This window comes from Comamonas sp. AG1104, from assembly GCF_003350425.1.
Lineage (GTDB): Bacteria > Pseudomonadota > Gammaproteobacteria > Burkholderiales > Burkholderiaceae_C > Comamonas > Comamonas testosteroni.
Window position 1 is genome coordinate 156776 of record NZ_QQAS01000007.1, and the last position, 21325, is coordinate 178100.

The window sequence follows — 21325 nt, forward strand, 5'->3', positions numbered from 1 at the left end:
TCGTGTTTGGTGCCCAGGAGAGGACTCGAACCTCCACGGAGTTACCCGCTAGTACCTGAAACTAGTGCGTCTACCAATTCCGCCACCTGGGCATTTCAGAGTGAGTGAATTATATAGCGGCTTGAGTACTGCTCATGCCGGTTTGCGCGGATTTTTCAGAAAACTTTGCGCGGCAGCCGGGATGACTGCCAAAACGAAAAAACCGCTGCATTTGCATGCAACGGCTTGTCGTGTTTGGTGCCCAGGAGAGGACTCGAACCTCCACGGAGTTACCCGCTAGTACCTGAAACTAGTGCGTCTACCAATTCCGCCACCTGGGCATTTCAGAGTGAGCGAATTATATAGCGGCTTGAGTACTGTTCATGCCGGTTTGCGCGGATTTTTCAGAAAACTTTGCGCGGCAGCCGGGATGACTGCCAAAACGAAAAAGCCGCTGCATTTACATGCAACGGCTTGTCGTGTTTGGTGCCCAGGAGAGGACTCGAACCTCCACGGAGTTACCCGCTAGTACCTGAAACTAGTGCGTCTACCAATTCCGCCACCTGGGCTTTCAGGGAAGCTTCGTATTGTAATGCATTTTTCTGCATTCAATCCGAATCTTTAAATTTTCATAAGATGCCGTTTGGCTTGCAAACATTCCCTTGAGGAATGTTTTCCAAGTTTGTTTCAACCCTTGCAGGTTGTCGTTAAACTTGGTGCCCAGGAGAGGACTCGAACCTCCACGGAGTTACCCGCTAGTACCTGAAACTAGTGCGTCTACCAATTCCGCCACCTGGGCATCTCAGGAAAGACATAGATTGTATATCAAGAAAATGAACCCTCGCGCAAAAGTTGCCGATATGAACGAAGAAATTTTGGGCACAGTGCAGGGCCACCGCGACGGACACGGCTTTGTCGTCCGTGACGATGGTGAGCGTGACATCTACCTTCCCCCCAATGAAATGCGTGCTGTGTTGCACAAGGACCGAGTCCAGGTGCGCATTGCTCGCCATGATCATCGCGGTCGCCCCGAAGGGCGCGTGGTGGAAATCGTGGAGCGTCCCGATCAGCCCATCATTGGCCGCTTTCTGCAGGAAAGCGGTGTGTGGCTTGTGGCCCCTGAAGACAAGCGCTACGGTCAGGATGTTCTGATTCCTTCCAACGCCACAGGCGCGGCCAAGCCGGGGCAGGTGGTGGTGGTCGAATTGACGGAGGCGCCGGCGCTGTTCGGTCAGCCTGTGGGCCGCATCATCGAAGTGCTGGGTGAGGTGGATGACCCAGGCATGGAAATCGAGATTGCGGTGCGCAAGTATGGCGTGCCGCATATCTTTTCCGACGCCTGTCTCGAGCAAGCCAAGGCGCTGCCAGAAAAAGTCCGGCCCGCAGACTACAAGCACCGCATTGATCTGACCGATATTCCTCTGGTCACCATTGACGGCGAAGATGCGCGCGACTTTGACGATGCCGTGTATTGCGAGCCCGCCAAGGTGGGGCGCAGCAAGGGCTGGCGTCTGCTTGTTGCGATTGCGGATGTGAGTCACTATGTGACCACAGGCAGCGCCATTGATGTGGATGCCTACGATCGCGCCACCAGCGTGTATTTCCCGCGCCGAGTGATTCCCATGCTGCCGGAAAAACTCAGCAACGGGCTTTGCTCCTTGAACCCCGACGTCGATCGGCTGTGCATGGTCTGCGACATGCTGATCACGGCGCAAGGTGAGATTCACGCCTATCAGTTCTACCCGGCGGTCATGCACAGTCATGCGCGCTTCACTTATACAGAGGTGGCTGCAATCCTGGCCAATACGCGTGGCCCTGAAGCAGCCAAGCGCAAGGAGCGCGTACAGGATTTGCTGAACCTGTATGGCGTCTTCCAGTCCCTGCTCAAGGCTCGCGAGGCGCGCGGCGCAGTGGACTTTGAGACGACAGAGACGCAGATCGTCTGCGACGACAACGGTCGCATCGAAAAAATCGTGCCGCGCACTCGCAACGATGCGCACAAGTTGATTGAAGAGGCCATGCTGGCGGCGAATGTCTGCAGCGCAGATTTCATCGACCAAAGCGGGCAGCTTGGTCTGTTCCGAGTGCACGACAAGCCTTCGCTGGAAAAGCAGGAAATTCTGCGCAACTACCTCAAGGCCATGGGTGTGAGCATGAGCATCAGCGAAAACCCTTCGACCAAGGAGTTTCAACAGATTGCCAATGCCACCAAGGACCGTCCTGACTCGCAGCAGATTCACACCATGCTGCTGCGCTCCATGATGCAGGCCTTCTATACGCCGGAGGGCTCGGGGCACTTCGGCCTGGCCTTTGAGGCCTATACCCACTTCACCAGCCCGATTCGTCGTTATCCGGACTTGCTGGTGCACCGCGTGATCAAGGCTGAGCTGAACGGCACACACTACAAGCTGCCAAGCCTGCCCACGCCGGGTGAAGCCGAAGCCAAGATGGCCAAGCGCCTCTCTTCGCGTGTGGTCGAGCCGGGGCAAAAGCCGCGCAAGCGCTCGGCGGCCAAGGAATTCCAGGCATGGGAGGCTGCCGGCCTGCACTGCAGCGCCAACGAGCGCCGCGCCGATGAAGCCAGCCGCGATGTGGAGGCCTGGCTCAAGTGCAAATACATGCGCGAGCATCTGGGCGAGGAGTTTGCGGGCACGGTTTCCTCGGTCACGACCTTCGGCGTCTTTGTGACGCTTGATGCCATGTACGTGGAAGGCTTGGTGCATATCACCGAGCTGGGCGGCGATTACTTCCGCTTTGACGAAGCTCGCCAGGAGTTGCGTGGCGAGCGCTCGGGTGTTCGCTATGGCATCGGCGCACGAGTGCGGGTGCAGGTCAGTCGCGTGGATCTGGACGGACGTCGCATCGACTTCCGCCTGGTTCGCGATGGCGAGGATGGCTTGGTACAAACACCGCGCAGCGGGCGTGGCCAGGCCAAGGATGAAGGGCGTGGGCGCCGCGAGTCACGTGACGAGCGCAGTGCGGGCGGCTATGCCGACAAGTGGAGTCGCCGCGATGCCAAGGCAAGTCGTGCGCAGCGCAATGCCGCTGCGGGCCCTGCTTCTGCACCCGAGCCCGATCGCGCCAAGCAGGGGCGAAAGGCAGCCAAGAAAGCCATGCTGAAAAGCGTGAATCTGGCCGCACTGGAGGCAGAGTACGCACAAGAGCAAGCCGCGCCCAAGCCTGAGCCTGTGATGGAGTCCGTCACAGCGGTGCAGCAAGCCAAGCCGCGCAAGGCGGGGGGCAGGAAAAAGGTTGCAGCCCTGCTTGCGCCTGATGCTCCGGCCATCTCCGTTGCCAAGGCTGCGGTCAAGACCGAATCAAAGTCGGTCGCAAAGCCCGCAACAAAGGTCGCAGCGAAGTCTGTGGTGAAGTCGGCTTCCAAAGTCGTAAAGGCTGCTGCCAAGCCTGCGGCAGGTGCCAAGGCTGTGCCGGCAAGCAAGACCAGCAAGCGCAAGACTGAGCGCTGATTGCTCTCCTATCAAGAGCTGAAAGGCTTTGCCAGATAATGGCAAGGCCTTTGTTTTTGGCAGTTTATGGATTGCCCAGACGCAGAGCCAGTGCACTGGCGCTGAATGGGAGATCTGCTGGCCAGCAATCTGCAATGTGGCCATGGCGGAATGCAGCCTGAGTCGCTGCCATATCGGCACTTTGACCCTGTGTCCATAGCGCCGCTATCAATCCGGCCAGCACATCGCCCGTGCCGCCCGTGGCCAGGCGGGCATTGCCGCTGGCATTGATCCAGACTTGCTGCTGTGGATTGGCAACAACCGTGCCCGAGCCCTTGAGCAGCACCGTGCACTGAAATTTGCTGGCAAGCTGCAGGCAGGATTGAAGGCGGTCGGCCTGTACTTGAGCGGTGCTCGTTCGCAGCAGGCGCGCGGCCTCCAGCGGGTGGGGAGTCAAGACCGTGCTCTGCTGGAGTGCGGCGCGCTGGCTCAGCTGCTGTGCCAGTGCCGGGCTGGCCGCAACGGCGTTGAGTGCGTCGGCATCCAGCACCAGTTGCGGTGCTTGTGCCAGTATATGGGGCAGCCAGGCCTGCACGGCTTCGCCGCCACCGCAGCCGCAGACCACGGTGGCCTGGCTCCAGTCCTGTGCGGCGGGCCGGCGCAACATGATTTCCGGCCAGGGCGCAATGCCTTGCGGTGATGGCTCGTCCAGCAAGGCCAGCATGACGCGGCCGGCACCAGTGTGCAGTGCAGCCAGTGCCGCCAGCCAGGCTGCGCCCGTCATCGACAGGCCGCGCATGCCCAGGCCTTCGCCACCGAGCACGGCCACATCGCCAAAGCTGCCTTTGTGACTGGCGTGCGGGCGTGTTCTTGAGGAGGCAAGGCCAGGGTTGCTCAGGTGCGCCACGGGCTGTGCTGCAGCGGCTAGGGTGGGCGAGCTCGGTGCGTCGGGAGTGCTGGCAATGCCGCAGCCCAGGTCGTCCCACCAGATTTGTCCGCAGGCATCGCGGCCTTGACCGGTGAACAGGCCGGGTTGCAAGGTCAGCAAGGCAAGCGTGTGGCGTCGTTGGTCGGTGGTGATATGGACAGGCGCGAACTCCCTCAGATATTGACCGGTATCGGCATCGAGGCCTGAAGCAATGTCTACACAGAGTACGCTGCAGGTGCAATGCTGAACCTGGGCCAGCAACTGCAGCAGGCGCTGATAGGCAGCCGAGGTCTTGCCAGAAGTGCGCGGGCTCAGTCCTATACCCAGCAGTGCATCGACGCACAGATCTTGTGGGCCCAGATCGACGGGTGCGTCATCGAGCCACTGCGCGCCAGCCTGCAAGGCCTTGTCCCGGGAAGTCTGCGCGTCGGAGGGCAGCTCGGCAGCCGCCCGCACTTCGCTGACCATGATTTGTGCGTGGGGCAGCATGGCCCTGAGTTGCGCCGCCGCCTCAAAGCCGTCGCCGCCGTTGTTGCCAGGGCCGCAGGCAATCCAGATGCGTTGCGCGTGCGGGGCTATTGCCATTGCCAGCTTGGCGATGGCAAGGCCTGCGCGTTCCATCAGCCTGTGAGGCGGCAGGCGCTCGGCGCAAGCCTTCTCAATCTGACGCGTGGCAGTGGTGCTGAACAGCGGCCAGCCTTGACCAGCGGAAATGGAGGCGGGCGGGGTGTCGGTGGGAGAAATGCGCAGCATGGTCCGAGGATAGCCTCCGGCTGCGTATTTGTGGGTTTTGATGATGTTTGCCTTGTGGCCCGATAACCATAAGCGGTTATAGCTACAAAAATGGAAGTCAGTCCCGATTGAGCATGGCTTCGATGCCCGCGCTGATATTCAGGATGGCGTCGTCGTGCAGGGCGGCATGCCAGATCATCAGGCCCATGGGGAGCTCGTTCGGGTTGTGGCACGGCAGTGACAGGGCGCAGCCGTCCAGCATATTGACCACGCTGGTATTGCGCAGCAGCAGGCCGTTGACGCGGAAAAATTCTTCGTCACGCCTGAGGTCGGCTGCAGCATCGAAGCCGTTGGCCGGGGCGACTGAGGCAATCGTGGGTGCTGTGATTGGCGTGGTGGGCGAGAGCAGGGCGTCATAGCCGGCGATGGCACTCTCCATCTTGGCAATCCAGCTCTTGCGCGCGGCCAGCAGATCAAGATAGTCGGCAGCGCTCATGCTCGCGCCGCGCTCTATGCGCGAGCGCACCCGGGGATCGTAGAGCTCGGCTTTGGCGGGATCCCGCAGATGGCGCCGGTGCCAGGCATAGCTTTCGGTGGGCGAGAAGCCGCCGATGGTGCTGATCTCGTCCAGCTCCTGCAGCTCTGGCAGGTCAATCCACTCGATCTGTGCGCCGCCGGCCTGCAGCTTGGCGATGCTGCGTTCGAAGGCGTTGCGCACGGCGGGCTCGATCTGCTCGAAGAAGAGGGGGCGCGGCACTGCCAGACGCCACTGGCTCTGGCCGCGTTCGTCCTTGGCGACTTTGCGCCCGGCCAGAATCTCGTGCAGCAGCACGGCATCGCGCACGCTGCGGGTGATGGCACAGGCGGTATCCAATGTGGGCGATAGAGGTACTGTTCCTTCGGTGGGGACCAGTCTGGCCGTGCTTTTGAAGCCAACCAGGCCATTGAGCGCAGCGGGAATGCGGATGGAGCCGCCAGTGTCCGAGCCCAGTGCCGCCCAGGCGGCGCCGCTGGCGACGGAAACAGCAGCGCCTGACGAGGAGCCGCCGGGAATGCGCGCCGGCCACGTGGGCGCCAGCTGAGGGTTGGCGGGGTGGCGGGCGTCCAGCGCGGCGGGGGTGCCGAAATGCGGGTTCACGCCAACGCCGGAAAAAGCGAACTCGACCATATGGGTGCGGCCGATGATGGCAGCGCCTGCCGCGCGCAGGCGGGCAACGGCCGTGGCGTCCGTCCGGGCGAGGGGCGCATCCTGCAGCACCAGGGAGCTGGCGGCGCTGCGCGTGCCTTGTGTGTCGAACAGGTCCTTGATCGAGATGGCCAGGCCGGCCAGGGGCGTAGTGGATGGTGTTTCTGCAGCAGCCCAGCGTGCCTCGTCAAAAAAAGTCTGGCTGAAAACGTTGGCGCATAAGGGGCTTTGCGCGGCAGCAATGCTCATTTGCATGAGGTTTGCAGCGCTTTGGCGGCCTTCGCGGATCTCAAGAGCGACGTGACTGAGGTCGAGTTGCATGGCAGTGTGCTAAAATTTTGCGGCTTTGCTAAGGGTTAGTCCGTGAGGATTGACTTGAAAAGCTCTGAAGGTGGTTGATGCGATGGCGTTTTTTGTGTTGCAGCAATTGCTTTTAAGTCGGCAAGGCAAATAGCAAACCGGCCTATTCAAGGTGTTGCGATCGCTTATTTCAAGGCGGCTGCAATCGTTGGGCCGGATTTTAGACCCAACCTTTGAGGTAATTAACATGGCAGTAACAATGCGCGAGATGCTGGAAGCCGGCGTCCACTTCGGTCACCAAACTCGTTTCTGGAATCCCAAGATGGCTCCGTTCATCTTCGGTGCCCGCAACAAGATCCACATCATCAACCTGGAAAAGTCCCTGCCGATGTTCCAGGAAGCCCAGAAGTTCGCCAAGCAGCTGACTGCTAACGGCGGCACCATCCTGATGGTGGGTACAAAGCGTCAAGCCCGTGAGCTGGTGGCTGAAGAAGCCAAGCGCGCTGGCGTGCCCTTCGTTGACCAGCGCTGGCTGGGCGGCATGCTGACCAACTTCAAGACCGTCAAGACCTCCATCAAGCGTCTGAAGGACATGAAGGCTCAGCAAGAAGCCGGTCTGGAATCCATGTCCAAGAAGGAACAGCTGATGTTCGTTCGCGAACTGGAAAAGCTGGAAAAGGACATCGGCGGCATTCAGGACATGAACGGTCTGCCCGACGCCATTTTCGTGATCGACGTGGGCTTCCACAAGATCGCTATCGCTGAAGCCAAGAAGCTGGGCATTCCTCTGGTCGGCGTGGTTGACACCAACCACAACCCCGAAGGTATCGACTACGTGATCCCCGGTAACGATGACTCCGCCAAGGCAGTCGAGCTGTACGCCCGCGGTATCGCTGACGCGATCCTGGAAGGCCGTGAAGCCCGTCTGAACGACGTGGTCAAGGCTGCTGCCGGTGAGAACGGCGACGAATTCGTGGAAGTGGAAGCGTCCGCCGCCTAAGCGAAGTCCGGCTGCGCGACCGCATCGCGAGAAAAAGCGGGGCTCTAGGTAGCCCCGTTTTTTTAGCCGGAATCCTGTAACGAATCGAACTGATACTGGAGAAATACGATGGCAATTACTGCAAGCATGGTCGCTGAACTGCGCGCCAAGACCGACGCCCCCATGATGGAATGCAAGAAGGCTCTGACAGAAGCTGATGGCGATATGGCCAAGGCTGAAGAGCTGCTGCGCGTCAAGCTGGGTACCAAGGCTGGCAAGGCCGCTTCCCGTGTGACTGCTGAAGGCGTTGTGGCTGCTTTCATCGAAGGCGGCAAGGGCGGCCTGATCGAAGTGAACAGCGAAACCGACTTCGTGTCCAAGAACGACAGCTTCCTGGCCATGGCCAACGCCGCTGCCAAGCTGGTCGCTGAGCACAACCCCGCTGACCTGGACGCTCTGGGTGCTCTGGCCTACGAACAAGACGGCTACGGCCCCACTCTGGAAGACGTGCGCAAGGGTCTGATCGGCAAGATCGGCGAAAACATGTCCTTCCGTCGCTTCAAGGCTTTCAGCGGCGCTGGCCTGGCTGCCTACGTGCACGGCACCCGCATTGGCGTGGTGGTCGAGTTCGACGGCGACGCTGCTGCTGCCAAGGACGTGGCAATGCACGTGGCTGCCATGAAGCCCGTGGCTCTGACTTCCGCTGACGTGCCTGCTGATCTGATCGCCAAGGAACGAGCTGTGGCCGAAGGCAAGGCAGCTGAATCCGGCAAGCCTGCCGACATCGTCTCCAAGATGGTGGAAGGCTCCGTGCAGAAGTACCTGAAGGAAGTGTCCCTGGCTGACCAGGTCTTCGTGAAGGCTGCTGACGGCAAGCAAACCGTGGCTCAGATGCTCAAGGCTGCCAACACCAATCTGAAGGCGTTCACGATGTATGTCGTGGGTGAAGGCATTGAGAAGAAGACTGACGACTTCGCCGCTGAAGTGGCTGCCCAGGTGGCAGCAGCCAAGGCTGGTGCTTAAACCTAAGCCTTAGCAACAATCGCGGCCTAGAGCCGCGATTGATTTATTCCCCTCCCGTTTTCATACTCATTCAACTTCCATCGGAGAAACACCATGTCCAACGCCATTCCAGCCCACAAGCGCATCTTGCTCAAGCTGTCGGGGGAGGCGTTAATGGGAGATGACCAGTTCGGCATCAACCGTGCAACCATCGAGCGCATGGTGGCTGAGATCGTGGAAGTGACCAAGGTGGGTGTGCAGGTCGCCGTGGTGATCGGCGGCGGCAACATCTTCCGCGGCGTGGCAGGCGGCTCGGTCGGCATGGACCGTGCGACTGCCGACTATATGGGCATGCTGGCCACGGTGATGAATGCCCTGGCTCTGGCAGATGCCATGGACAAGCAGGGTTTGACGGCTCGCGTGATGTCCGCCATCGGTATCGAGCAGGTGGTCGAGCCCTATGTGCGTCCCAAGGCGCTGCAGTACCTGGAAGAGGGCAAGGTCGTGGTGTTTGCTGCCGGTACGGGCAATCCCTTCTTCACCACTGACACCGCCGCTGCGCTGCGTGGTGCTGAAATCGGCGCCGAAGTCGTGCTCAAGGCCACCAAGGTGGATGGCGTGTACACGGCTGACCCGGTCAAGGATCCTTCGGCCACGCGTTACGACAAGCTGGCTTTCGATGAGGCCATCTCGCGCAATCTGGGCATCATGGATGCCACGGCCTTCGCGCTGTGCCGCGACCAGAAGCTGCCGATTCGCGTGTTCTCCATCGTCAAGCCTGGCGCACTCAAGCGCGTGGTCATGGGTGAAGACGAAGGCACTCTGGTGTACGCTTGAGCGTTTTGCTGCCACATGCCCGCAAAGGAACAAGAACATGACGATCGCTGAAATCAAAAAGAATACCGAAACCAAGATGGGTCAGTCCATCGAGGCGCTGAAGAACAACCTGGCTCGCGTGCGTACCGGCCGTGCGAATCCCGCGCTGCTGGATGCCATTCATGTCGAGTATTACGGCTCCATGGTGCCTCTGTCCCAGGTGGCCAATGTGTCTTTGCTGGATTCCCGCACCATCAGCGTGCAGCCCTGGGAAAAGAACATGGCTGCCAAGGTGGAAAAGGCCATTCGCGAGAGCGATCTGGGCCTGAATCCCGCTTCCATGGGCGATCTGATTCGCGTGCCCATGCCTCCCATGAGCGAAGAGCGCCGCAAGGAAATGACCAAGCTGGCGCGCAACGAAGGCGAGAACGCCAAGATTGCCGTTCGCAACCTGCGCCGCGATGCCAACGAAGGCGTGAAGAAGCTGGTCAAGGACAAGGAAGCCTCTGAAGACGATCAGAAGCGCTCCGAAGCCGAAATCCAGAAGATCACGGACAAGCATATTGCCGAGGTCGATACGCTGGTAGCGGCCAAGGAACAGGACATCATGGCGGTCTGAGTCTTTTCGAAGGACTTGCACTTTTGACATCCAAGAAAAACGGCGCGGTTCCGCGCCATATCGCCGTCATCATGGACGGCAACGGACGGTGGGCCAAGCGCCGTCTGCTTCCGCGTCTTGCCGGTCACAAGCAAGGTGTAGAGTCCCTGCGCCGCTGCGCTCGCGCCTGCGTCGAGCGTGGCGTGCAGGTGCTCACGGTGTTTGCGTTTTCCTCCGAGAACTGGAACAGGCCTCAGGAAGAGGTCTCGGGCCTCATGAGCCTGCTGGCCAATGCTCTGGCCAAGGAAGTTGCTCAACTCAGTCGCGACGGCGTGCGCCTGTACTTTGTTGGCGACCGTCAGGGGCTGAGCGACAAGGTCCGGGAGGGCTTGGCAGAGGCTGAGCGCATCACCGCTCACAATACGCGTCTGGTTCTCAACGTCTGCTTCAACTACGGTGGCCGCTGGGATATTGCCCAGGCTGCTCAGAAGCTGGTGGTCCAGGGGCTGGAGCTGACTCCCGAGAATCTTGACAGGGCCATGGCCTTGGCCCATGTGCCCGATCCTGATCTCATGATCCGCACCGGCGGTGAAACTCGCATCAGCAATTTCCTGCTCTGGCAGGCTGCTTATACAGAGCTTTTTTTCAGCAATGCCCTGTGGCCTGATTTCGACGAGGCGGCTCTTGACGAGGCCATTGCCGTGTTTGGCGGCCGTGAGCGCCGCTTCGGTCAGACTTCCGAGCAAATTCAACCATCATCTACCGTCACCTTGACGGCTTAACCATAAGAGGTGCCATGCTCAAGCAGCGCGTCATTACCGCCTTGATTTTGCTGGCCATTTTGCTGCCGGCACTGTTTTATACGGCCAGCACTGTGCCCTTTGCCGCACTGATGCTGCTGTTCATGGCGGCTGGTGCCTGGGAGTGGGGGCGACTCAATGGTTTTGGGCAGGCCGGTTCACTGGGTCTGGGTGCTGTCTGTACGGCGCTGTGCGCAGGCTCCTGGTGGGCCGGCTGGGTCGATCAGCCTCTGTCCACGCTGTGGCTGATTGCGGGTTCTCTCTGGGTGCTGGGGGGCGTGCTGCTGCTGCGTGCTGGCGTGGCTGGCTGGCCGCATATTCCCGCTGCAGTTCGTCTGGTCGGCGGCGTGCTGGCATTGTGGCTGGCTTGGCTCGCCGTGGTGCAGGCGCGCAATATCGGCATCAACTTCCTGCTGTCGGTGCTGGTGCTGGTCTGGGTGGCTGATGTCTTTGCCTATTTTGCCGGCCGCACTTTCGGCCTGAAGTTCACCAGGAACAAGCTGGCGCCGTCCATCAGTCCCGGCAAGAGCTGGGAAGGTGTCTGGGGCGGCATGCTGGGGGTGATTGTTCTGGCTCTGGTCTGGAGCTGGGCAGATCGCCACTACAGCGCCGGTGTTCCCAGTTTCTATTCGGTGCTGCAGTCGCGCGGACTTTGGTTCCTGCTGCTGGCTGCGGTGTTTATGGCTGCGATGAGTGTGGTGGGCGACCTGGTCGAATCCCTCATCAAGCGCAGCGTCGGTGTCAAGGACAGCAGCGGCTTGCTGCCCGGCCATGGTGGTGTCCTGGATCGCATTGATGCCCTCCTGCCCACACTGCCGTTGGCGATGATGCTCTCATCCTTTGTGCATCCATGAAGCAGAAAATCACGGTTCTGGGTTCTACCGGTTCCATCGGAACCAATACCCTGGATGTGGTGGCGCGCCACCCTGAACAATACGAAATCTTCGCGCTGAGCGCAGCCACGCAAGTGGATCTGATGCTCAGTCAATGCGCGCAGTTCAAGCCGCAGTTCGCCGTGATGGCCGGTGCGCCCCATGCACGGCAGCTGGCTGAAAAGATCAAGCAGAGCGGACTCCAGACACGGGTTCTTCAAGAGCGGGATGCTCTTGAAGTGATAGCTTCACATCCTGATGTGGATGCCGTCATGGGGGCGATTGTCGGTGCGGCTGGACTGGCCCCCTGTCTGGCTGCGGCCAGAGCGGGCAAGCGCCTGCTGCTGGCCAACAAGGAAGCCCTGGTGGTGGGCGGTGCGCTGTTCATGGACACCGTCAGGCGCCATGGCGCCACCTTGCTGCCCATCGACAGCGAGCACTCGGCCATCTTCCAGTGCCTGCCCGAAGACAGCAGTACCTGGGCCGAGCGCGTCGACTCCTTGCTGCTGACGGCCTCGGGCGGCCCGTTCCGCCAGCGCGACCCGGCGACACTGTCCGAGATCACGCCCGAGCAGGCCTGCTCGCATCCCAACTTCTCCATGGGGCGCAAGATCTCGGTGGACTCCGCCACCATGATGAACAAGGCGCTGGAGGTGATCGAGGCGCGCTGGCTGTTCGATATGGCGCCCGAGAAGATCAAGGTGGTGATCCATCCGCAGCAGATCGTGCACTCCATGGTGCAGTTCAAGGATTCGTCGGTGCTCGCCCAGCTGGGAACGCCCGATATGCGGGTGCCGATTGCCTGCGGTCTGGCCTGGCCCGAGCGCATCGAAAGCGGCGCACCTGTGCTGGATTTCGCCAAGCTGGCGGCGCTGACCTTCGAGGAGGCGGATGCGCATCGCTTTCCCGGCCTGCATCTGTCCTGGCAGGCGCTGCGTGCGCCCGAAGGTACGACCACGGTGCTCAACGCCGCAAACGAAGTGGCGGTCGCCGCCTTCCTGGAGCGTCGCCTGTCGTTTGACCGCATCCATGCCGTCAACCTGCAGACGCTGGAATCCGTGCAACCGGGAGCCGTGAGCAGTCTTGAGGATCTGATGGCTCTCGATGCGCGAGCACGCGAGAGCGCGGCCGCCATAGCCGGCCGGTGGGCGCGCTGAACGGGCGCGAAGCGCGGGTGCTTGCAGGGCGGCGGTTGAACTTGCGGCCCGGCGCACACTCCAAGCATCGATTGGCAAAAAGGAGTTTCAGGTGTTGCTGACAGTTGTGGCTTTCATCGTGGTGCTCGGCGTTCTGATTGCGGTGCATGAGTGGGGTCACTATCGCGTTGCCGTGGCCTGTGGCGTCAAGGTGCTGCGTTACTCCGTGGGCTTTGGCAAGCCGCTGCTGCGCTGGGTCGGCAAGAAGTCGGGCACCGAGTATGTAATCGCGGCGCTGCCTCTGGGCGGCTATGTGCGCATGCTTGACGAGCGTGAGGGCGAGGTCAGGCCCGAGGAAAAGCATCTGGCCTTCAACAATCAGCCCCTGCGTTCACGTGCAGCCATTGTTGCGGCGGGGCCGGCAGCCAATCTGGTGCTGGCCGTGGCGCTGCTGGCGGTGGTCAACTGGGTGGGCACCAACGAGCCTGCAGCCCGACTGGCGGCTCCTGCGCAAGGCTCGTTGCTGAATCAGGCCGGTATTCAAAGTGGCGACTGGGTGCAGCGTGCCTCTGTGGGTGGCAAGGAATGGCAGCCTGTGCGCGCCCTGGGTGATCTGCGCTGGCTGGTGACGACAGCCGCCATTGAAGGTGAAACCTTGCAGCTGGAGGTGGCTGCCCAAGAGCATGGCGCGGCGCGTGTCGTGCCTCTCGATCTCGCTGCTTTGCAACAAAAGGAACCGGATGCGGCTTTCTTTGACAAGGTCGGGCTGCAGGGTGCCTGGAGTCGTCCGGTCATAGAAGAGGTTGTTGCCGGTGGCCCGGCAGAGAAGGCGGGTCTGCAAAAAGGCGATGTGTTGCTCAGCATCGATGGCCAGGCAGCTCAGGATGGTGCTCAGGCGCGTGCCGCGATTCGTGCCTCGGGCGCATCCGGTCAGGTTGAGCCGCAGGCCTGGGTTGTGGAACGTGCGGGCCAGCGTCTGAATCTGCGGGTGCAGCCGGAAATAGTTCCTGGCAAGGATGGACAAGCCGCAACTGCACGTGTGAATGCCTTTATCGGCAGCCAGCCCGAGATGGTGCTGGTGCGCCATGGCTTTCTGGATGGCCTGAGCGCCGGTGTGAAGAAGACCTGGGAGCTGTCCACCATGACGCTGCGCATGATGGGGCGCATGCTGATCGGTCAGGCCTCGCTCAAGAATATCAGCGGTCCTTTGACGATCGCAGACTATGCCGGCAAGTCCGCCAGCATGGGATTGGTGCAATACCTGTCGTTCCTCGCGCTGATCAGCATCAGCCTGGGCGTTCTCAACCTGCTACCATTGCCCGTTCTGGATGGTGGGCACCTGATGTATTATCTTTGGGAAGGTTTGACGGGGCGCAGTGTCTCTGATGTCTGGGCTGAAAGATTGCAGCGTGCAGGCATCGCAGTCATATTGCTGATGATGTCAGTCGCCTTTTTCAACGATATCAACCGGCTCTGGGGCTAATTTTTACCGCTACGGTAGGCCGCATTCGCGGCGATTTCCACTCATGAAAAAACATTTCAATCGCTTGGGCGTGCGCTCTGCAACTGCCCTGGCTGCTATGGTTTTAGCTGCGCAAGCGGCATGGGCATTGGAGCCCTTCAAAGTTCAAGATATCCGCGTCGAGGGTTTGCAGCGAGTGGAGCCCGGTACGGTGTTCGCTTCCATGCCTTTGCGCGTGGGCGATGACTACAACGACGAAAAGGGCGCTGCTGCCATTCGTTCGCTGTTTGCACTGGGTCTGTTCAAGGACGTGCGCCTCGAAGCTAATGGCAATGTGCTGGTGGTGGTTGTGGAAGAGCGACCCACCATTGCCGAGGTGAACTTTGCCGGCACCAAGGAGTTTGACAAGGACACTCTGCTCAAGGCCATGCGTGACGTGGGGCTGGCCGACGGCCGCCCCTTCGACAAGGCGCTGGCCGATCGCGCCGAGCAAGAGCTCAAGCGCCAGTACATCAACCGCAGCCTGTATGGTGCAGAAGTGGTGACCACGGTGACGCCTATCGAGCGCAACCGAGTGAACCTGACCTTCACAGTCTCCGAAGGTGAGCCGGCCAAGATCAACGAAATCCACATTGTGGGCAACAAGGCCTTCAAGGAATCGACGCTCAAGGACTTGTTCGACCAGGACACCGGCAACTGGATGAGCTGGTACACCAAGTCTGACCGCTACGCCCGCAACAAGCTCAATGCCGACCTGGAGTCGCTGCGCTCCTACTATCTGCAGCGCGGCTATCTGGAGTTCCGTGTGGAGTCCACACAGGTCGCCATTTCTCCTGACAAGCAGAGCATCGGCCTGACCGTGAACATTCACGAAGGCAATCAGTATGTGGTCTCCGGCGTGAAGCTCGAAGGCAACTACCTGGATCGCGACGACGAGTTCAAGTCGCTGGTCAAGATCAAGCCCGGTGAGCCCTATAACGCCGACCAGGTTTCCGAGACCATCAAGGCTTTTACCGACTATTACAGCAATTTCGGTTTTGCTTTCGCCAAGGTGGAAGCCGTGCCCGAAATCGATCGTGCCAACAACCGCGTATCCCTGGTGCTGCAGGCTCAGCCTTCGCGCCGTGCCTATATCCGTCGCATCAGCGTCAGCGGCAACAACAAGACGCGCGACGAGGTGATTCGCCGCGAGTTCCGCCAGTTCGAGGCCTCCTGGTATGACGGCCAGAAGATCAAGCTGTCGCGCGACCGCGTGGACCGTCTGGGCTTCTTCACCCAGGTCGACATTGAGACCCAGGAAGTGCCCGGCTCTCCCGATCAGGTCGATCTGATGATCAATGTGGTTGAGAAGCCCACAGGCTCGATCCAGCTGGGCGCAGGTTTTTCCAGCGCTGAAAAGGTCTCGCTGTCCTTCGGCATCAAGCAGGAAAACGTGTTCGGCTCGGGCAACTACCTGGGTCTGGATGTCAACACCAGCAAGTACAACCGCACCATGGTGGTGTCGACAACCAATCCTTACTTCACGGATACCGGTATCTCGCGCACCTATGACCTGTACTACCGCACCATCCGTCCCTACTACGACGACGGCGCCTACAAGATCGTCACCAAGGGTGCCAGCGTGCGTTTTGGCGTGCCCTTCAGCGAAGTTGACACCATCTTCTTCGGCGCCGGTGTCGAAGGCAATGAGATCAAGCCGGGCACCTATATGCCCGAGGTCTACAACGAGTATTGCGGCGGGGCCGTGGGCGCGAATGTCGGCTGCTCCAAGACCGGCATTCCCCTGACGCTGGGCTGGTCTCGAGATAACCGCGACAGCGCGCTGGCTCCGAATGCCGGTCGCTATCAGCGCGTGAATCTGGAAGCTTCGTTCATGAGCGATATGCGCTATGCGAAGGCCAACTACCAGATTCAGCAATATATTCCGCTGAACAAGAAGTACACGATCGCCCTGAACGGTGAGCTGGGCTGGGGCAAGGGCCTGGGCGGCAATCCCTATCCCATCTTCAAGAACTTCTATTCGGGCGGTCTGGGCTCGGTGCGCGGTTTCGAGCAAGGCTCTTTGGGCAAGCACGATTCCGTGAACACCAATCTGGCCCTGGGTGGTACCCGCAAGCTGACCCTGAACGGTGAATTCATGGTTCCATTCCCCGGTGCCGGCAACGACAGAACCCTGCGTCTGTTCGGCTTTGTGGACGTGGGTAATGTGTGGGCGGAAGGTGAAAGCATGGATCTGGGGACCTTGCGTGCTTCCACCGGTATCGGTATCAGCTGGATTTCGCCGCTGGGTCCTCTGCGTTTGGCGTATGCTCAGCCAATCCGTAAGGAAACCGGCGATAGAATCCAGAAACTGCAATTCCAAATCGGAACATCTTTCTAATGAAATCTCTCTCTAGCCATCTTTCTCTGGCTGTGCTGCTTGGCGCCATGGCCGTCTCTGCGCATGCACAGGAATTCAAGGCCGGTTTTGTGAACACGGATCGCATCTTCCGTGAGGCATCCGCTGCCAAGGCTGCCCAAGCCAAGCTTGAGCAGGAGTTTTCTAAGCGTGAAAAGGATTTGGTCGATCAGGGCAATTCCTTGAAGACTGCTTCGGACAAGTTCGAGCGTGAAGCTACTACCATGTCCGAGAGCCAGCGCGCTTCGCGCCAGCGTCAGCTGGTGGATCAGGACCGTGAATTCCAGCGCAAGCGCCGTGAATTCCAGGAAGACCTGAACGCCCGCAAGAACGAAGAGCTGGCTACGGTGCTCGATCGTGCCAACAAGGTTGTCAAGCAAGTGGCCGAGACTGAAAAGTACGACGTCATCCTGCAAGAGGCTGTGTATATCAACCCCAAGTTCGATATCACCGACAAGGTCATCAAGGCCCTGAACGGCACAAAGTAATCCCAAGGATACTTTTGTGAGCGTTCTATTGGGACAGATTCTCGATGCGCTCGGTGGAGAACTGGTCGGTGGCGAGCGCGAGATGCCTATCTCGCGCATCGCTCCACTGGACTCTGCGGGTCACGGTGATCTGAGCTTTTTAAGCAATCCCCGCTATCGCCAGCAACTGGCCGCCTCACAGGCGGCCTGTGTCATTGTGGCGCCGACGATGCGTGATGAAGCGGCGCAGCGTGGCGCCTGCATTGTCACGGCCGATCCTTATGCCTATTTCGCGCGTGCCACCCAGTGGTGGAAGGCGCACCAGCAGGGCGGCAGGCCGCGCGGCATCCATGCGAGTGCGGTGGTGGATGCCACGGCACAGGTGCATGAAAGCGCCTATGTGGGGCCGCAGTGCGTGGTGGAGGCCGGCGCGGTCATCGGTGCCGATACGGTGCTGAAATCCCGTGTCACCATCGGCCAGGGCTGTGTGCTGGGCGAGCGTTGCATTGTGCATCCCGGTGTGGTCATCGGTGCCGACGGCTTCGGCTTCGCGCCTTCGGCGGGTCAATGGGAAAAGATCGAGCAGCTGGGGGCCGTGCGCATCGGCAACGATGTGGAAATCGGCGCCAACACCTGCGTGGATCGTGGGGCACTCGATGACACCGTCATTGAAGACGGCGTCAAGATCGATAATCTGGTGCAGATTGCCCACAATGTGCACATTGGTGCGCATACGGTGATTGCCGGCAATACCGGTATTGCCGGCAGTGCGCGCATCGGCAAGCGCTGCCAGATTGGTGGAGCCGCCAATATTCTGGGGCATTTGACGATTGCGGACGGTACGGTGATTTCGCCGACCTCCATGGTCACTCGTTCCTTGCCCAAGGCAGGTTTTTATACAGGCATCTTTCCGTTGCAAGAGAACGAGCAATGGGAAAAGAACGCTGCAACCTTCAGGCAGTTGTACACGCTCCGGGAGCGGGTCAAAAAGCTTGAACAAGCGCTGGCAGAGGGCCGGCAAAGCAACAACGGAAATTGATGATGGATATTCAAGAAATTCTCAAGCAACTGCCTCACCGCTATCCCTTTCTTCTGGTGGACCGGGTGCTGGAGCTTGAGCGCAACACGCGCATCAAGGCGATCAAGAACGTCACCTTCAACGAGCCGTTCTTCACCGGGCATTTCCCCGGTCGTCCGGTCATGCCCGGCGTGCTGATTCTTGAAGCTCTGGCCCAGGCTGCCGGCTTGCTGGCCTTCGATGCGATGGGCCAGGTGCCCGACGAAAACAATATCTACTACTTCGTGGGCATCGACTCGGCTCGCTTCAAGCGCCCCGTGGTGCCGGGAGACCAGCTGGCTCTGGAGATCACCATCGACCGCGTGCGCGGCGGCATCTGGAAGTTCAACGCCGTCGCCAGCGTGGATGGCGAAGTGGCCGCTGAAGCCCAGCTGATGTGCACCATGCGTCACGTGGGATAAGCGTTGATGGCGGCTGTGAGCTTGATTCATCCCACCGCCGTGGTGGACCCTGCGGCCCAGCTTGACACCTCGGTGTCGGTGGGGCCGTATGCGGTCATCGGCCCCAGGGTGCGCATTGGCGCCGGCAGCAAGGTGGGCGCGCATTGCGTGATCGAAGGCGACACCACCATTGGTGAAGGCAACCACATCTTCCAGTTCGCGTCGCTGGGTGCGCAGCCCCAGGACAAGAAGTACGCGGGCGAGCCCACGCGCCTGGTGATGGGCGACCGCAACACGGTGCGCGAGTTCTGTACCTTCAACACGGGGACCACGCAGGATCGCGGCGAGACGACCATCGGCAATGACAACTGGATCATGGCCTATGTGCATATCGCGCATGACTGCATCATTGGCAACCAGACCACGCTGGCCAACAACACCACGCTGGCAGGCCATGTGCATGTCGGCGACTGGGTGACGATTGGGGGCCTGACTGGTGTGCTGCAGCGCATGCGCATCGGCGCGCACGCCATGGTGGGCTTTCAGGCCCATGTGAACAAGGATGTGCCGCCCTTCATGACGGTGGACGGCAATCCGCTGGCCGCGCGCAGTGTGAATCTGATCGGTCTCAAACGCCGTGGCTTCTCGGATGCACGCATTGCCGCGGTGCGCGAGATGCACAAGCTGCTGTACCGCCAGGGTCTGACGCTGGAGCATGCCATTGCGGCCATGGATGCGATCAAGTCGGCAACGCCTGAAGCGGTGCAGGATGTGGACTTCATGCAGTCCTTTCTGGCATCGGCAAGCAACGGCATTACACGTTGATAGCAGCTCGCGCTGTCCCTATCTGAGTTTGAGACGTGAATGGCTCTGAAATGCCCAATAAGCAAACGCAAGTAGCTGCAGATTCAATAGCGCCCAGCATTGCCATGGTGGCCGGCGAGGCCTCCGGCGATCTGCTGGCTTCGCTGTTGCTGGACGGACTGCGTCAGCGCTGGCCGGATGCGAGCTCCATGGGCATAGGCGGCGACAGAATGCAGGAGCGCGGCTTTGACGCCTGGTGGCAGTCAGAGCGCCTGGCTGTGCATGGCTACAGCTGGGAAGTGCTGGCGCGCGTGGCCGAGTTGCTCGGCATTCGCAAAAAGCTGCGTCAGCGTCTGATTGCACATCCGCCCTCGGTCTTCGTGGGCGTGGATGCGCCGGACTTCAATCTGGGGCTGGAAACCGGCTTGCGCGAAGCCGGCATCAAGACCGTGCACTTTGTCTGCCCTTCGATCTGGGCCTGGCGTGCCGATCGCGTGGAGAAAATCCGTCGCGCGGCCGACCATGTGCTGTGCATCTTCCCGTTCGAGCCGGAACTGCTGGCCCAGCACGGCATCGAAGCCACTTACGTCGGCCATCCGCTGGCGCAGGTGATTCCCTTGCATCCCGACAGGGTGGCCGCGCGTGCGCGCCTGGGTCTGGCCGAAGAGGGGCTGGTGCTGGCCTTGCTGCCCGGCAGCCGCCGCTCCGAGGTGCGCTACATTGCCTCAGGCTTTTTCAAGGCGGCCGCGCTGGTCCGCAAGGCATTGCCGCAGACCCAAATCGTGGTGCCGGCCGTGCCTTCCCTGTATGAGGAGGTGCAGCGCATTGCGGCCGAGGCCGGCATGCAGGACCACTGCCTCATCGTCAAGGGCCAGTCCCACGATGTGCTGGCTGCCTGCGACTGCACGCTGATTGCCAGCGGCACCGCCACGCTGGAGGCCGCGCTCTACAAGCGCCCCATGGTCATCAGCTACAGCATGCACCCCTGGAGCTGGCGCCTCATGAAGCGCAAACAGCTGCAGCCCTGGGTGGGGCTGCCCAATATTCTGTGCGGAGATTTTGTCGTGCCCGAGCTGCTGCAGGATGCGGCAACACCCGAGGCGCTGGCCCAGGCCGCACTGGGCTGGCTCAGAGCCAGCCAGGATTCTCCTGCCACCATTGAAGCGCTGGTTGAGCGCTTCACCGCGCTACATCACGAATTGCGCCGCGATACCGCCGAACTGGCTGCCCATGCGATCCAAAAAATCATTGCCACCCCCGCTGCTTGAGCAAGGCTGCCTGCCCTGGCATCCGCCCGGGCTGGTTGCCGGGGTGGATGAGGCAGGGCGTGGCCCGCTGGCCGGCCCGGTGGTGGCTGCTGCCGTCATTCTGGACGATCTGAAGCCTATTGCCGGGCTTAACGACTCCAAGAAGCTCACGGCCAACCGTCGCGAGGTGCTCTACGACGAAATCCGTGCCAAGGCGCTGTGCTTTTGCATAGCACAGGCCTCGGTGCAGGAGATCGACGAGATCAACATCCTCAAGGCAACGCTGCTGGCCATGCGCCGCGCGGTGATGGGCTTGCGTCTCAAGCCCGTGCTGGTGCTGGTGGACGGCAACCAGCTGCCGCAGATCGATGTGCAGGCCGAGGCCATCGTCAAGGGGGACTCGCTGGTGCAGGCCATTTCTGCAGCGTCCATCTTGGCCAAGGTCACGCGCGACCGCTGGTGCGAGCGGCTGGATGCCCAGTACCCGCAGTACGGCTTTGCGGGCCACAAGGGCTATGGCACGGCCGCGCATCTGCAGGCCTTGCGCGCCCATGGCGCGACGGCAGAGCACAGGCGCTCCTTTGCGCCCGTGGCCCAGGTGCTGCAAGCCGGCCAGGTGTGTGCGGGCGGCACGGCGCAGCCCGTGCTGTGCGAGACCGGGCTGTCGGGCGTGACGTCCAGCCTGCAGATGTCGCAGGCTTTGCTCTACGTCTGA

18 protein-coding genes and 4 tRNA genes are annotated in these 21325 nt (G+C 60.7%); 16 read left to right on the top strand and 6 right to left on the bottom strand.

Annotated elements, in window-relative coordinates; genetic code table 11:
* Positions 1 to 7: 7 nt before the first annotated feature.
* The 4 genes from DFO48_RS19940 to DFO48_RS19955 form a co-directional block, all read right to left on the bottom strand.
* Positions 8 to 92 (bottom strand) — tRNA-Leu (locus DFO48_RS19940).
* A gap of 143 nt (positions 93 to 235) precedes the next feature.
* Positions 236 to 320, bottom strand: a tRNA-Leu gene (locus DFO48_RS19945).
* A 143-nt stretch (positions 321 to 463) separates the two neighbouring features.
* A tRNA-Leu gene (locus DFO48_RS19950) sits at positions 464 to 548 on the bottom strand.
* Between the two features lie 145 nt (positions 549 to 693).
* Positions 694 to 778, bottom strand: a tRNA-Leu gene (locus DFO48_RS19955).
* A 34-nt stretch (positions 779 to 812) separates the two neighbouring features.
* Here DFO48_RS19955 and rnr point away from each other — a divergent pair.
* Positions 813 to 3446, top strand: a complete 2634-nt coding sequence (gene rnr / locus DFO48_RS19960) for a ribonuclease R (RefSeq protein ID WP_114864589.1) — start codon at positions 813 to 815, stop codon at positions 3444 to 3446.
* A 64-nt stretch (positions 3447 to 3510) separates the two neighbouring features.
* Here the strand turns inward: rnr and DFO48_RS19965 are convergent, their stop codons facing one another.
* On the bottom strand, positions 3511 to 5106 hold the full coding sequence (locus DFO48_RS19965; RefSeq protein WP_114864546.1) for an NAD(P)H-hydrate dehydratase: 1596 nt from the start codon (positions 5104 to 5106) through the stop codon (positions 3511 to 3513).
* 97 nt (positions 5107 to 5203) lie between these two features.
* On the bottom strand, positions 5204 to 6592 hold the full coding sequence (locus DFO48_RS19970; protein WP_114864547.1) for an amidase: 1389 nt from the start codon (positions 6590 to 6592) through the stop codon (positions 5204 to 5206).
* A gap of 226 nt (positions 6593 to 6818) precedes the next feature.
* Between DFO48_RS19970 and rpsB the strand changes: the two genes are divergently transcribed.
* The 15 genes from rpsB to rnhB all read left to right on the top strand — a co-directional run bounded on the left by rpsB (position 6819) and on the right by rnhB (position 21325).
* Positions 6819 to 7571: a 30S ribosomal protein S2 gene (rpsB, locus tag DFO48_RS19975; RefSeq protein ID WP_003080318.1), complete on the top strand. Its 753-nt coding sequence runs from the start codon at positions 6819 to 6821 to the stop codon at positions 7569 to 7571.
* A gap of 108 nt (positions 7572 to 7679) precedes the next feature.
* Positions 7680 to 8573, top strand: coding sequence for a translation elongation factor Ts (gene tsf, locus DFO48_RS19980; protein ID WP_003080316.1), 894 nt, complete (start codon positions 7680 to 7682; stop codon positions 8571 to 8573).
* 93 nt (positions 8574 to 8666) lie between these two features.
* Positions 8667 to 9389 carry a UMP kinase gene (pyrH, locus tag DFO48_RS19985; protein WP_003053409.1) on the top strand — a complete coding sequence of 241 codons (723 nt, stop codon included), beginning with the start codon at positions 8667 to 8669 and terminating at the stop codon, positions 9387 to 9389.
* A 37-nt stretch (positions 9390 to 9426) separates the two neighbouring features.
* On the top strand, positions 9427 to 9987 hold the full coding sequence (frr, locus tag DFO48_RS19990) for a ribosome recycling factor (protein ID WP_003067379.1): 561 nt from the start codon (positions 9427 to 9429) through the stop codon (positions 9985 to 9987).
* Positions 9988 to 10010: 23 nt separating this feature from the next.
* Complete coding sequence (gene uppS / locus DFO48_RS19995) at positions 10011 to 10748, top strand: polyprenyl diphosphate synthase (protein ID WP_114864548.1); 738 nt, start codon at positions 10011 to 10013, stop codon at positions 10746 to 10748.
* Between the two features lie 14 nt (positions 10749 to 10762).
* Positions 10763 to 11620: a phosphatidate cytidylyltransferase gene (locus DFO48_RS20000; RefSeq protein ID WP_114864549.1), complete on the top strand. Its 858-nt coding sequence runs from the start codon at positions 10763 to 10765 to the stop codon at positions 11618 to 11620.
* Positions 11617 to 12795: a 1-deoxy-D-xylulose-5-phosphate reductoisomerase gene (ispC, locus tag DFO48_RS20005; protein WP_114864550.1), complete on the top strand. Its 1179-nt coding sequence runs from the start codon at positions 11617 to 11619 to the stop codon at positions 12793 to 12795. Before DFO48_RS20000 ends, ispC begins: the two co-directional genes overlap by 4 nt.
* A gap of 91 nt (positions 12796 to 12886) precedes the next feature.
* Positions 12887 to 14257, top strand: a complete 1371-nt coding sequence (gene rseP / locus DFO48_RS20010) for an RIP metalloprotease RseP (protein WP_114864551.1) — start codon at positions 12887 to 12889, stop codon at positions 14255 to 14257.
* 43 nt (positions 14258 to 14300) lie between these two features.
* The gene (gene bamA / locus DFO48_RS20015; RefSeq protein WP_114864552.1) at positions 14301 to 16616 is read left to right on the top strand and encodes an outer membrane protein assembly factor BamA; all 2316 of its coding nucleotides are present in this window, start codon (positions 14301 to 14303) and stop codon (positions 16614 to 16616) included.
* Positions 16616 to 17122 (top strand): OmpH family outer membrane protein, encoded by a 507-nt coding sequence (locus DFO48_RS20020; protein WP_003080304.1) that lies wholly within the window; start codon positions 16616 to 16618, stop codon positions 17120 to 17122. Before bamA ends, DFO48_RS20020 begins: the two co-directional genes overlap by 1 nt.
* A 16-nt stretch (positions 17123 to 17138) precedes the next feature.
* A complete protein-coding gene (gene lpxD / locus DFO48_RS20025) occupies positions 17139 to 18140 on the top strand; it encodes a UDP-3-O-(3-hydroxymyristoyl)glucosamine N-acyltransferase (protein WP_034349908.1) in 1002 nt (333 codons plus the stop codon).
* The gene (fabZ, locus tag DFO48_RS20030; RefSeq protein WP_003053425.1) at positions 18140 to 18580 is read left to right on the top strand and encodes a 3-hydroxyacyl-ACP dehydratase FabZ; all 441 of its coding nucleotides are present in this window, start codon (positions 18140 to 18142) and stop codon (positions 18578 to 18580) included. The genes lpxD and fabZ overlap by 1 nt, the downstream gene beginning before the upstream one ends.
* Before the next feature lie 15 nt (positions 18581 to 18595).
* On the top strand, positions 18596 to 19384 hold the full coding sequence (gene lpxA, locus DFO48_RS20035) for an acyl-ACP--UDP-N-acetylglucosamine O-acyltransferase (RefSeq protein WP_172590556.1): 789 nt from the start codon (positions 18596 to 18598) through the stop codon (positions 19382 to 19384).
* A gap of 50 nt (positions 19385 to 19434) precedes the next feature.
* Complete coding sequence (gene lpxB / locus DFO48_RS20040) at positions 19435 to 20631, top strand: lipid-A-disaccharide synthase (RefSeq protein WP_114864553.1); 1197 nt, start codon at positions 19435 to 19437, stop codon at positions 20629 to 20631.
* Positions 20594 to 21325 carry a ribonuclease HII gene (gene rnhB, locus DFO48_RS20045; protein ID WP_034349901.1) on the top strand — a complete coding sequence of 244 codons (732 nt, stop codon included), beginning with the start codon at positions 20594 to 20596 and terminating at the stop codon, positions 21323 to 21325. Before lpxB ends, rnhB begins: the two co-directional genes overlap by 38 nt.

What these genes read in the sequence shown, in the direction of transcription:
- DFO48_RS20020 (WP_003080304.1), top strand. Translation starts at nt 16,616, where the DNA reads ATGAAATCTCTCTCTAGCCATCTTTCTCTGGCTGTGCTGCTTGGCGCC.
- ispC (WP_114864550.1), top strand. Translation starts at nt 11,617, where the DNA reads ATGAAGCAGAAAATCACGGTTCTGGGTTCTACCGGTTCCATCGGAACC.
- pyrH (WP_003053409.1), top strand. Translation starts at nt 8,667, where the DNA reads ATGTCCAACGCCATTCCAGCCCACAAGCGCATCTTGCTCAAGCTGTCG.
- DFO48_RS19970 (WP_114864547.1), bottom strand. Translation starts at nt 6,592, where the DNA reads ATGCAACTCGACCTCAGTCACGTCGCTCTTGAGATCCGCGAAGGCCGC.
- rnhB (WP_034349901.1), top strand. Translation starts at nt 20,594, where the DNA reads ATGCGATCCAAAAAATCATTGCCACCCCCGCTGCTTGAGCAAGGCTGC.
- tsf (WP_003080316.1), top strand. Translation starts at nt 7,680, where the DNA reads ATGGCAATTACTGCAAGCATGGTCGCTGAACTGCGCGCCAAGACCGAC.
- DFO48_RS20000 (WP_114864549.1), top strand. Translation starts at nt 10,763, where the DNA reads ATGCTCAAGCAGCGCGTCATTACCGCCTTGATTTTGCTGGCCATTTTG.
- rnr (WP_114864589.1), top strand. Translation starts at nt 813, where the DNA reads ATGAACCCTCGCGCAAAAGTTGCCGATATGAACGAAGAAATTTTGGGC.
- fabZ (WP_003053425.1), top strand. Translation starts at nt 18,140, where the DNA reads ATGATGGATATTCAAGAAATTCTCAAGCAACTGCCTCACCGCTATCCC.
- DFO48_RS19965 (WP_114864546.1), bottom strand. Translation starts at nt 5,106, where the DNA reads ATGCTGCGCATTTCTCCCACCGACACCCCGCCCGCCTCCATTTCCGCT.
- lpxB (WP_114864553.1), top strand. Translation starts at nt 19,435, where the DNA reads ATGCCCAATAAGCAAACGCAAGTAGCTGCAGATTCAATAGCGCCCAGC.
- frr (WP_003067379.1), top strand. Translation starts at nt 9,427, where the DNA reads ATGACGATCGCTGAAATCAAAAAGAATACCGAAACCAAGATGGGTCAG.
- rpsB (WP_003080318.1), top strand. Translation starts at nt 6,819, where the DNA reads ATGGCAGTAACAATGCGCGAGATGCTGGAAGCCGGCGTCCACTTCGGT.
- bamA (WP_114864552.1), top strand. Translation starts at nt 14,301, where the DNA reads ATGAAAAAACATTTCAATCGCTTGGGCGTGCGCTCTGCAACTGCCCTG.